This window comes from Pseudomonas sp. RGM2987, assembly GCF_022952855.1.
Taxonomy (GTDB): Bacteria; Pseudomonadota; Gammaproteobacteria; order Pseudomonadales; family Pseudomonadaceae; genus Aquipseudomonas.
This window is the reverse complement of the sequence record NZ_JALJDX010000100.1, coordinates 1-10,633: the sequence shown is the minus strand read 5'-3', so window position 1 is coordinate 10,633 and position 10,633 is coordinate 1. Positions and strand designations below refer to the sequence as shown.

Below are 10,633 nucleotides of genomic sequence, written 5' to 3'. Positions count from 1 at the left end.
TGCAGCGGCGCTTCAGCTACGACGCCGGGCGGCGGATGGTGGAGCATCAGTTGCCCACCGGCCTGCGCTGCTTCTACGACTGGGCCCTGATCGAAGGCCAGGAATGGCGCGTGGTCCGCCATTGGACTGACGAAGGCGACGCCTACCAGTTCGACTATGACCTGGCGGCCGGCACCACGCGCATCACCGACAGCTTGCAACGCACCAGCATTCGTCACTGGAACGCCCAGCACCAGATCATCCGCGCCACCGACAACCTCGGCCAGACCTGGCGGTTCGAGTGGAACGACGAACGCCAGTTGCTCAGCGCCACCGACCCGCAGGGCGGCGGCTACACCTTCAGCTACGACGAAGCCGGCAACCTGATCAGCGAAACCGATCCGCTGGGCCGCAGCGATTCCACCCTGTGGCTCGAACACTGGGCCCTGCCACTGACCGACACCAACGCCGCCGGCCACAGCTGGCACTACCGCTATGATCCACGCGGCAACTGCATCGCCGAGACTGACCCTCTGGGCTACGTCACCCGCTACCGCTACGACGCCCACGGCCAGGTCATCGAGATCATCGACGCCACCGGCAAAAGCAAAAAACTGCGCTGGAGCCCGTTCGGGCAGCTCGTCGAGCACATCGATTGCTCGGGTTACCCGACGCGCTTCGGCTACGACTCGCGTGGCTATCTGCAGACCATCACCGATGCCCTCGGCGAACGCACCCAGTTCAGCTACGACGCCCAGGGCCGGTTGCTCAGCAGCCAATTGCCGGACGGCCGTACCGAGCACTACCAGCGCGACGCCGCCGGCCAGCTCACCGGCTACACCGATCCGGCCGGGCACACCACGCTCTACCAGCACAACCGTCGCGGCCAGGTGCGCCAGCGCACCGACGCCCATGGCCGGCAGGTGCAGTTTGCCTATGACGGCTTTGGTCGGCTGCAAGCGCTGGTCAATGAGAATGGCGAAAGCTATCGGTTTGCCTGGGATGCCGGGGATCGGCTCGTCGAGCAACAGGACCTGGATGGCAGCGCCAAGCGCTACAGCTATGACCGGCTGGACAATGTCGCGGCCGTGACCGCGATCCCGGCACCTTATGGCACTGGATTGGCCGTCATCCCCGAAACCCCTCCAGCCCCCATTGTTCATCAGTTGGAACGCGACGCCGTCGGCCGACTGGTCGCCAAGGTCACCGACGATGGCCGCACCGAATACGCCTACGATCCACTGGACCAGCTCACCGCCGTCACCTTCACCGACCTGCAAGGCAACACCCAGAGCCTGAGCTTCGCCTACGACGCGACTGGCCAGTTGCTCGAAGAAAACACCGACGACGGCAGCCTGCAACACCACTACGACGAACTCGGTAACCTGATCCAGACCCAATTGCCTGATGGCCGTTGGGTCAATCGGCTGTATTACGGCAGCGGCCATCTGCACCAGATCAACCTCGACGGCCAGGTGATCAGCGACTTCGAACGCGACCGCCTGCACCGTGAGGTGCTGCGCACCCAAGGGCAACTCAGTACCCGCAGCGACTACGACCGCAGCGGCCGCCTGCGCGCGCGCCAACGCCGCCACACCGGCCAACCTTCGCTGCTGCCGGCGCCGGTGCAAAAACACTTCGAATACGACCCCGCCGACAACCTCATCGGCAAACTCGACCAGCAACCTGCCGCGCAACACCGGCAACTGCTGCACTACGACACCACCGGCCGCATCATCGCCAGCCAGGACAGCCCGCACGGCCACGGCGAAACCTTTGCCTACGACGCCGCCGCCAACCTGCTGGACGGCCCGCAGGCCGGCGCCGGCCTGGTGGTGCACAACAAACTGCTGACCTATCAGGACAAACGCTACCGCTACGACGCCTTTGGCCGCCTGATCGAAAAACGCAGCGCCGCCCGCGGCCTGCAACGCTTCGCCTACGATGCCGAAAGCCGCCTGATCGAAGTGCGCAACGAAAACGGCAGCGTCGTCAACATGACCTACGACCCGCTGGGCCGGCGCATCATCAAGAACGAGCACGACCCCAACGGCTACCCCCTGGGCGAAACCCGCTTCACCTGGGACGGCCTGCGCCTGTTGCAGGAACATCGCCACCAGCAGACCAGCCTCTATCTGTACGAAGACGACGGCTACGAACCCCTGGCCCGCGTCGACGGCAGCGGTGCGCTGCAAAAAGTGCGCTACTACCACAACGACCTCAACGGCCTGCCGGAACAACTCACCGAAGCCGATGGGCACAGCGTCTGGCAGGCGACGTACCGGGTGTGGGGCAACACGTTGGCGGAGGTGCGCGAGCCGTATTACATCGAAGAGCAGAACCTGAGGTTTCAGGGGCAGTATCTGGACCGGGAGACGGGGCTGCATTTCAATACGTTCAGGTTTTATGATCCGGATGTGGGGCGGTTTATTACGCCGGATCCGATTGGGTTAAACGGTGGCCTGAATTTTTACGCTTACAGTCCCAACCCTTTCGGATGGATAGACCCACTAGGTCTGTCTTGCCGTCTAAACTCCGTAGGCCGAACACCTGGGAAGAGCAGCCGTACGGGCAAGGCTGTGATCGCGAGGATGAGAGCTGAAGGTAAAATAATAGGCTCCGGAAAAAACATGAGATTTCAGAGTACCGATAAAAAATGGTATTCGATTAAAGACGCCGACATGGCCCATAAAACTGACGCGGTTAAATACTGGAACTCAAAAGGTGGTTTCCATGGTGCTAAAACCAAAGAAGTGAGAGGGTGGATGCGAGACCCTGACAATTATGAGCTGGAATACTATTCCCACAATCGATCCAAGGGCGCACTGCTGACGGATAGATACAGAGCCCCCGGCGACTTTATTGGCCCGGCAGAAAAGCCCATATATTAATAAGGAAGTCACATGAACGACTTGGCAGATGAAAACCCGGTATTGGCAGACGAAATAATGGCCATAATGGCTACTGGCAATGAGCTTGATGAGCAAAATAAAAAAGAGGAAGCCAAAACCCTATATCAAAAAGCCTGGGACCTACTTCCAGAGCCGAAACTGCAATGGACCCCCTTGTCCGCATGGGTTACAGGTTCTTTTTTCAACCTGCACTTCGACGAGGGTAATTTTGAGACAGCTAAAGACTGGGCGCAAAAAACCTTGGATGGCAGAGAATCAGACATCGATACAGGTCCGCTTATTAACGTGGGCATGGTTTATTTTGAGCTGCAAGAGCACTCGCAAGCCTATAAATATTTTGATGATGCCTATCGCTTTGGGAAGGATCGGGCATTCAAAGAACGCCCCAAGAAATATCTAAAATTTTATCTGGAAAAAAGAGCTGACCAACGATAAGGGCACAGCGTCTGGCAGGCGCCGTACGGGTGTGGGGCAACATGTTGACGGAGGTACGCGAGGCGTATTACTTCGAAGAGCAGAACCTGCGGCTCCAGAGCACCAAATTAGAGATGGCAATGAATATTACAGAAATCATAGTACCCAAGCACTCTATAGGCGGAATCTGCATAGGGACGAATATAAAAGAAATCGAAACTGCAATATCAGACCAATATACAATACATAAAAATCAAAACTCACTCTCAATTGAGAATGGATTTATCACAGCCTATCATGGTGCAGGCGGCATTATCTCCTCTCTCTCATGCAATCAGTTATTTACTGGGAACTATCAGAACAAACTTTGGGCAGGCATGACGGTAGCGGACGTGTTAAACCGTAGCAAAGAACAAATTGCCTGGTCCGGTTTTGTACAAGTAGATAAAATCAGCGGCATTGGTCTTTCATTGCCCGAAGATCGTGATGACTTCGAGCTTTTAACTGACCATTTCGAGCTTGATTTTATATTCGAGGAACTTTGGGTTTACTCGTTTTAATCTGCCCTCGAGCCGTCCTAAGCCGTTCATCTCTAGGCAACGAATCAACCGAGGCAATGCGTTCCTACAGGCAAACCGTATCAGCCGCTTTACGACGGCTACGCCGCCGAGCGGAAGCGAGCTCCCTCGCCACGAATTGCAAGTGGCCTTCAGACCGTTCTTACGCCCTGACTGCCGCGCTCGTCCAGACTACGCAACCTTGCGCCTTTGCCTACAACTACGCCAGAATCCGCCCGCTTGTGCCCCTTGGCCCTGCCCTCTATCGTAATCCCGTCGCTGCACACTCAGCGAACGGGCTTGGCGGCCCGGCACTCGAAAGGCGCAACACCCCTTCATCTGTTATGACGGGTTGCGCAAGGATCCCTTCGGGGATGCCGGGTTCCTTTCGTTCCGGTCCGCCAACCTTGTGTAATCCGTCACCCCATCTGCTTGGCGGCAGACGGTGATGGTTCCTCTTACGAAAGGAGCACCACCATGTTCAAGGTCACACCCAATCCGCCGGACGCGGACTCCACCTCCTCAGGCACAGCCGGTCGCAACGCAAAGAAACACGACGAAGCCACCAAACGCACGCTCGATTACTACCTGCTACCAAAATCGGAACAATCCCAAGACGCTCCAAAACCCGACCAGCTATTCACCGTCGTGGAAAACATCGACAACGAATGCCTGCTCGCCAATCTCAGCGAAACCCTTGCTTCTGCCGACGCGATGATCAGCGAATTGGCCTTCGACCTGGATGGTTCACGACGTCACATTGCCTTGGGCATCCAGCAATTGATCGAGCTGAGCTCACTGCTGGCAAACCGCGTGCTGGATAACGTCGATCCACGCTAGCAACGCAGCGCTGATCCAAAAGGGGCCGGCCGAACGGGTCGGCCGGCCCCTTGGTTTTCCCCCAACGCCATGAACTGTCTATAGTCAATTGATCTGGGTCATGACTTGTTACATCTGCTACACCATTCGGCCCTTTCCCCCAACGCGACCAAAGGTCGCACCCTTGAGCTAGAGCGACAGGCGTATCATTGCGCCACTGCAACACCCCCTGTGACCTGGGTCGGCACGTACTGGCCTCGGCACTTTTCCACTGCCGTGGGATGCATTTTGATGAGCAACCAGATTCCGGTACATGACGTTACCCCGCCTGCCAAGGACGCGAACAAAAGCGTCGACCTGTATGCCTCTCGGGAAAAAATCTACACCCGCGCCTTCACTGGCCTGTTTCGCAATTTGCGGATGATCGGCGGTGCGCTGCTGTTCCTGCTGTATTTCGGTACGGTCTGGTTGAACTGGGGCGGCCATCAGGCCGTCTGGTGGAACCTGCCGGAACGCAAATTCTTTATTTTCGGTGCGACCTTCTGGCCCCAGGACTTCATCCTGTTGTCCGGGCTACTGATCATCGCAGCCTTCGGCCTGTTTTTCATCACGGTCTATGCCGGACGGGTGTGGTGTGGCTACACCTGCCCGCAAAGCGTGTGGACCTGGATTTTCATGTGGTGCGAGAAGGTCACCGAAGGCGACCGCAACCAGCGGATCAAGCTGGACAAGGCCCCCATGGGCGCCAACAAGTTCCTGCGCAAGTTTGCCAAGCACAGCCTGTGGTTGCTGATCGGTTTCGTTACCGGCATGACCTTCGTCGGTTACTTCACGCCGATCCGTGAACTGGTGTTCGAGTTCTTTACCGGCCAGGCCGATGGCTGGTCGTATTTCTGGGTCGGTTTCTTCACCCTCGCCACGTATGGCAACGCCGGTTGGCTGCGTGAGCAAGTGTGCATCTATATGTGTCCATACGCGCGCTTCCAGAGCGTGATGTTCGACAAGGACACGCTGATCGTGTCCTACGACCCGCGTCGCGGTGAAAGCCGCGGTCCGCGCAAGAAAGGCATCGACTACAAGGCCCTGGGCCTGGGGGATTGCATCGACTGCACCATGTGCGTCCAGGTGTGCCCGACCGGCATCGACATCCGCGACGGCTTGCAAGTCGAATGCATCGGTTGCGCGGCCTGCATCGATGCCTGCGATAACATCATGGACAAAATGGATTACCCACGCGGCCTGATCAGCTACACCACCGAACACAACCTGTCGGGGCAGAAAACCCATAAACTGCGCCCACGCCTGATCGGTTATGCCCTGGTCTTGCTGGCGATGATCAGCCTGCTGGTGGCGGCGTTCTTCATGCGTTCGCTGGTGGGTTTCGACGTCAGCAAGGACCGCGTCCTGTACCGCGAAAACGCCGAAGGCCGGATCGAAAACGTCTACAGCCTGAAGATCATGAACAAGGACCAGCGCGACCATACCTACGTGCTGGAAGCCACCGGATTGCCTGACCTGAAGCTGCAAGGCCGACGGGAAATCAAGGTCGCGGCTGGCGAGATCTTCAGCCAGCCGGTCGAACTGTCCAGCGCGCCGGAACAATTGCCATCGAGCACCAACGAGGTGACCTTCATCCTCAAGGATGCCGATGACGAAAGCGTACATGTCCAAGCCAAGAGCCGGTTCATCGGCCCACAAACCCGTTGAGAGAGATGCACATGCCTGCAGCAACCGCCACCAGCCCTTGGTACAAGCACCTCTGGCCGTGGATCATCATCGGGATCCTGACCTGCTCGGTGACCCTGAGCCTGACGATGGTGACCATTGCGGTGAAGAACCCGGACAACCTGGTCAACGACAACTACTACGAAGCCGGCAAAGGCATCAACCGCTCGCTGGAGCGCGAACTGCTGGCCCAGACCCTGCAACTGCACGCCAACGTGCAGTTGGACGACGTCACCGGTGAAGTGAACCTGCGGCTCAGCGGCAACAGCCGGCCCCAGACTCTGGAGCTGAGCCTGATCTCCCCGACCCAACCGGAGAAGGATCGCAAGATCGTCCTGACCCGCAACGACAGCGAGCCGGGGCGCTATGTTGGCCAACTGACGGACAAGATCGACGGCCGGCGCTTTGTCGAGCTGCTCGGTGTGGAGAACGACAAGACCTGGCGCCTGTTCGAGGAAGAGCAGATCAATCATGATCAGGCCATATTGCTCGGCGATGAGCCGCTGCAAGGGGCCGAAGACCTGAAAAAGTAACCGTTTCCCTGTGGCGAGGGAGCTTGCTCCCGCTGGGCCGCGAAGCGGCCCTGTTTTTGTTTTTCACCCTTTGCCGGACGACTGCTTCGCAGCCGAGCGGGAGCAAGCTCCCTCGCCACGGACAGCGTTCACAAACCAGCAAGCTCCTCAGCCACAAAGGCCTTCATGCGACAACCATGACCACTCCCCTGCCCTGCTACCACTGCGCCCTGCCCGTCCCACCCGGCAGTCGCTTCACCGCCGTTGTCCTCGGTGAAACCCGCGAGCTGTGCTGCCCGGGCTGCCAGGCGGTGGCCGAGGCTATTGTCGCGGGCGGCCTGGAGAGCTATTACCAGCATCGCAGTGAGGCCTCGGCCAACCCGCAAACCCTGCCGGTCCAGCTGACCGATGAACTGGCGCTGTACGATCGACCTGACGTGCAGCAATCATTCGTGCGTCATGAAGGCGAACTGGCCGAAACCACCCTGCTGATGGAAGGCATCAGTTGCGCCGCCTGCGGCTGGCTGATCGAAAAGCAATTGCGCAGCCTGCCGGCCGTGGCCGAAGCACGCTTGAACCTGTCCAACCATCGCCTGCACGTGCGCTGGGCCGACGCCCGATTGCCCCTGAGCACGCTGCTCGCCGAGCTGCGCCGGATCGGCTACGTCGCCCACCCCTACCAGGCCGACCAGGCCAGCGAGCAGCTCGCCGCACAGAACCGCCTGGCTCTGCGCCAGTTGGGCGTGGCCGGGTTGTTGTGGTTCCAGGCGATGATGGCGACCATGGCGACATGGCCGGAATTCAACATCGACCTGAGCCCCGAGATGCACACCATCCTGCGCTGGGTGGCGCTGTTTCTCACCACGCCGATCGTGTTCTATAGCTGCGCACCGTTCTTCAAAGGCGCGATGCGTGACCTGCGCACTCGCCACCTGACCATGGACGTCTCGGTGTCCTTGGCGATCGGCAGTGCTTATATCGCCGGGATCTGGACCTCGATAACCGGAGTGGGCGAGCTGTACTTCGATGCGGTGGGCATGTTCGCGCTATTCCTGCTTGCCGGTCGCTATTTGGAGCGCCGGGCCCGGGAACGTACCGCAGCCGCCACTGCGCAATTGGTCAACCTGCTGCCGGCCTCGTGCCTGCGCCTGGCGGATGACGGCCAGAGCGAACGTATCCTGCTTAGCGAATTGCGCAACGGCGACCGGGTGCTGGTGCATCCAGGAGCGGTGCTGCCGGCTGACGGCAGGATCCTCGACGGCCAGTCCAGCATCGACGAATCATTGCTGACCGGCGAATACCTGCCCCAACCTCGCCAAGTGGGCGACGCGGTCACCGCCGGCACACTCAATGTCGAGGGCGCCTTGACGGTCGAGGTGTTGGCGCTTGGGCAAGACACCCGGCTGTCCGCCATCGTGCGCCTGCTGGAGCGGGCCCAGGCCGAGAAGCCGCGCCTGGCGGAAATTGCCGATCGTGCCGCCCAGTGGTTCCTGCTGTTTTCCCTGGTCGCCGCTGCCGCCATCGGCCTGCTGTGGTGGCAACTGGACGCCGCCCGCGCCTTCTGGATCGTCCTGGCGATGTTGGTCGCCACTTGCCCTTGCGCGCTGTCCCTCGCGACGCCGACCGCGCTCACTGCCGCCACCGGCACCTTGCACAAGCTCGGGCTGCTGCTGACCCGCGGTCATGTATTGGAAGGCTTGAACCAGATCGACACGGTGATCTTCGACAAGACCGGTACCCTCACCGAAGGCCGCCTGGCATTGCGCGCCATTCGACCGTTGGCGACTCTCGACAGCGATCAGTGCCTGGGGTTGGCCGCGGCCCTGGAAAACCGCTCCGAACATCCTATCGCCCGCGCATTCGGCCGCGCACCGCTGGCCGCCGAGCAGGTTCACAGCACGCCGGGGCTCGGGCTCGAAGGCCTGGTGGGCGAACAGCGCCTGCGCATCGGCCAGCCCGGTTTTGTCTGCGAACTGAGTGGCGCAGCACTCCCGGACATGCCGCACGAGCCTGGGCAATGGTTGTTGCTGGGTGATGAAATCGGCCCCTTGGCCTGGTTCGTCCTCGATGACCGCCTGCGTATCGATGCCCCTGCGTTGCTGGCCGCGTGCAAGGCTCGGGGCTGGCGTACGCTGCTGCTCTCGGGCGACAGTTCGCCGATGGTCGCCAGCGTCGCCGCCGAACTGGGCATCGACGAGGCCCGGGGCGGCTTGCGTCCAGACGATAAACTGGCGGTGCTGCAGCAGCTGCACCAGCAAGGACGCAAGGTGCTGATGCTCGGCGATGGGGTGAACGATGTACCCGTGCTCGCGGCGGCGGACATCAGCGTCGCCATGGGATCGGCAACCGATCTTGCCAAGACCAGCGCCGACGCGGTGCTGCTGTCCAACCGCCTCGACGCCCTGGTCCACGCCTTCAGCCTGGCCCGCCGCACCCGACGGGTGATCATCGAGAACCTGGTGTGGGCAGGTCTGTACAATGGCCTCATGTTGCCGTTCGCCGCCCTCGGCTGGATTACCCCGGTGTGGGCGGCGGTCGGTATGTCCATCAGTTCGTTGACCGTGGTGTTGAATGCGCTGAGGCTGACCCGTCAGCCCAAGGCGCCAGTGTTCGACACCACGCCCGATACCCGCCCGCTGCCGGCCTGAGCCGCGCGGGCATGGAGTTCCGCCATGCCAGCTCTTTACGTGATGATCCCGGCGGCGCTGCTGATCGTCGCCATCGCCGTGTACATTTTTTTCTGGGCCGTGGACAGCGGACAGTACGACGACCTCGACGGTCCGGCCCACAGCATTCTGTTCGACGATCAGGACCCGAACCACAAGGCGGCGGTGGACGAAGCCGACGGCCAGTCCCGCGAACCGGATGACAAGGCCCCGCCCCATGCTTGATCTGGCGCCATTACTGGTTTCGGCGGTGATTCTTGGTCTGCTGGGTGGCGGCCATTGTCTGGGCATGTGCGGCGGCCTGATGGGCGCCCTGACCCTGGCGATCCCCAAGGAGCAGCGCGGCCGACGCTTCCAACTCCTGCTGGCCTACAACCTTGGCAGGATCCTCAGCTACGCCAGCGCCGGATTGTTGATCGGCCTCGCCGGCTGGGCTGTCGCCAACAGCCCGGCGGCGATGATCATGCGGGTACTGGCCGGTTTGCTGCTGATCGCCATGGGCCTGTACCTGGCGGGCTGGTGGAGCGGCCTGACCCGGATCGAAAGCCTCGGCCGAGGCTTGTGGCGGCACATCCAGCCCATCGCCAACCGTTTGCTGCCGGTGTCGAGCCTGCCCCGGGCCTTGCTGCTCGGCGCGCTCTGGGGCTGGTTGCCGTGTGGGCTGGTCTACAGCACCCTGCTGTGGTCGGCCAGCCAGGGCAATGCACTCGACAGCGCCCTGCTGATGCTGGCCTTCGGCCTCGGCACCTGGCCGGTGCTGCTCGCCACAGGCCTTGCGGCCGAACGCATCACTGCCCTGCTGCGCAAACGCAGCGTGCGTATGGCCGGTGGGTTGCTGGTGATCATATTCGGCATCTGGACCCTGCCGGGGCCGCATCAGCATTGGCTGATGGGGCACTGACCGAATCGCGGCCATCGCGAGCAGGCTCGCTTGTATGGTAGGACTTGAAGGGAGGAGGAGGGACAAGGCTCGATTCTGACTGTTAGCAGCAGTACAGACCGTGGGAGATTTCGCCCCTCCTCCTTTCACCCAAGCGCCGATAAAGAAT

General features: G+C 60.7%; 9 protein-coding genes. All 9 read left to right on the top strand.

All coding sequences use genetic code 11. From position 1 onward, the window contains the following. The coding region (locus RGM2987_RS01915) for an RHS repeat-associated core domain-containing protein (RefSeq protein ID WP_245138425.1) at positions 1-2,870 on the top strand (2,870 nt) is incomplete at its 5' end. A 12-nt stretch (positions 2,871-2,882) separates the two neighbouring features. Next, the gene (locus RGM2987_RS01910) at positions 2,883-3,326 is read left to right on the top strand and encodes a hypothetical protein (protein ID WP_245138423.1); all 444 of its coding nucleotides are present in this window, start codon (positions 2,883-2,885) and stop codon (positions 3,324-3,326) included. A 41-nt stretch (positions 3,327-3,367) separates the two neighbouring features. Beyond that, on the top strand, positions 3,368-3,865 hold the full coding sequence (locus RGM2987_RS01905; protein ID WP_245138422.1) for a hypothetical protein: 498 nt from the start codon (positions 3,368-3,370) through the stop codon (positions 3,863-3,865). A 474-nt stretch (positions 3,866-4,339) separates the two neighbouring features. Further along, a complete protein-coding gene (locus RGM2987_RS01900; RefSeq protein ID WP_245138420.1) occupies positions 4,340-4,702 on the top strand; it encodes a DUF6124 family protein in 363 nt (120 codons plus the stop codon). 270 nt (positions 4,703-4,972) lie between these two features. Continuing rightward, positions 4,973-6,388, top strand: a complete 1,416-nt coding sequence (gene ccoG, locus RGM2987_RS01895) for a cytochrome c oxidase accessory protein CcoG (protein ID WP_245138419.1) — start codon at positions 4,973-4,975, stop codon at positions 6,386-6,388. Positions 6,389-6,399: 11 nt separating this feature from the next. Next, a complete protein-coding gene (locus RGM2987_RS01890; protein WP_245138418.1) occupies positions 6,400-6,939 on the top strand; it encodes a FixH family protein in 540 nt (179 codons plus the stop codon). A 176-nt stretch (positions 6,940-7,115) separates the two neighbouring features. Then, the gene (locus RGM2987_RS01885) at positions 7,116-9,566 is read left to right on the top strand and encodes a heavy metal translocating P-type ATPase (protein ID WP_245138417.1); all 2,451 of its coding nucleotides are present in this window, start codon (positions 7,116-7,118) and stop codon (positions 9,564-9,566) included. A gap of 24 nt (positions 9,567-9,590) precedes the next feature. Then, a complete protein-coding gene (gene ccoS / locus RGM2987_RS01880) occupies positions 9,591-9,809 on the top strand; it encodes a cbb3-type cytochrome oxidase assembly protein CcoS (protein WP_245138416.1) in 219 nt (72 codons plus the stop codon). Beyond that, positions 9,802-10,485, top strand: a complete 684-nt coding sequence (locus RGM2987_RS01875; protein WP_245138415.1) for a sulfite exporter TauE/SafE family protein — start codon at positions 9,802-9,804, stop codon at positions 10,483-10,485. The genes ccoS and RGM2987_RS01875 overlap by 8 nt, the downstream gene beginning before the upstream one ends. The last annotated feature ends 148 nt before the right edge of the window (positions 10,486-10,633 follow it).

Excerpts from the sequence above, each read along its gene's own strand:
- RGM2987_RS01910 (WP_245138423.1), top strand. The coding sequence starts at position 2,883 with ATGAACGACTTGGCAGATGAAAACCCGGTATTGGCAGACGAAATAATG.
- RGM2987_RS01905 (WP_245138422.1), top strand. The coding sequence starts at position 3,368 with ATGTTGACGGAGGTACGCGAGGCGTATTACTTCGAAGAGCAGAACCTG.
- RGM2987_RS01900 (WP_245138420.1), top strand. The coding sequence starts at position 4,340 with ATGTTCAAGGTCACACCCAATCCGCCGGACGCGGACTCCACCTCCTCA.
- ccoG (WP_245138419.1), top strand. The coding sequence starts at position 4,973 with ATGAGCAACCAGATTCCGGTACATGACGTTACCCCGCCTGCCAAGGAC.
- RGM2987_RS01890 (WP_245138418.1), top strand. The coding sequence starts at position 6,400 with ATGCCTGCAGCAACCGCCACCAGCCCTTGGTACAAGCACCTCTGGCCG.
- RGM2987_RS01885 (WP_245138417.1), top strand. The coding sequence starts at position 7,116 with ATGACCACTCCCCTGCCCTGCTACCACTGCGCCCTGCCCGTCCCACCC.
- ccoS (WP_245138416.1), top strand. The coding sequence starts at position 9,591 with ATGCCAGCTCTTTACGTGATGATCCCGGCGGCGCTGCTGATCGTCGCC.
- RGM2987_RS01875 (WP_245138415.1), top strand. The coding sequence starts at position 9,802 with ATGCTTGATCTGGCGCCATTACTGGTTTCGGCGGTGATTCTTGGTCTG.